We start from the raw sequence: 441 nt of genomic DNA on the forward strand, positions 1-441 counted from the left end.
TGACGCCCAGGACCCGGGCCTTTCCGTCGGCGATCTCCCCGACCACCAGTGGGGTGCCGCCGGACGCGGAGATGCCGTCGACCAGGTGTCCGACCTCTTCGGTCGGGTGCCCGCCACCGTCCCGGATCCATTTCATGACCGCGGTGGCCGCGCCCTTACGCACCTGGCGGCCGTCGACGTCCACGCCCGACATGCGGGTCTGGGCCGTGAACGGCACCCACACCGCGTGGGTCAGCTCGCCCGGCCGGCGCTCGCGCAGGCCGTGGGCCTCCTTGGCGTGGACCACGATCGAGCGGCCCTCGGGGGTCTCGTCGGCGAGGCTGGCCAACTGGGCCGCCGTGGCCAGCTCGTCGGCGCCGACACCGCTCGCGGGGACGAACTCCGACGCCTGCCGGTTGCCCAGGGTGATCGTGCCGGTCTTGTCCAGCAGCAGCGTGCTGA

The 441-nt window shown here is 73.2% G+C and carries 1 pseudogene; it reads right to left on the reverse strand.

Going from position 1 to position 441, the window contains the following annotated elements:
• Window positions 1-441 (reverse strand): annotated as a pseudogene (locus IMZ11_RS44205) (potassium-transporting ATPase subunit B); the annotation flags it as partial.

Source organism: Microtetraspora sp. AC03309, from assembly GCF_020826795.1.
GTDB classification, from domain to species: Bacteria; Actinomycetota; Actinomycetes; order Streptosporangiales; family Streptosporangiaceae; genus Microtetraspora; species Microtetraspora glauca.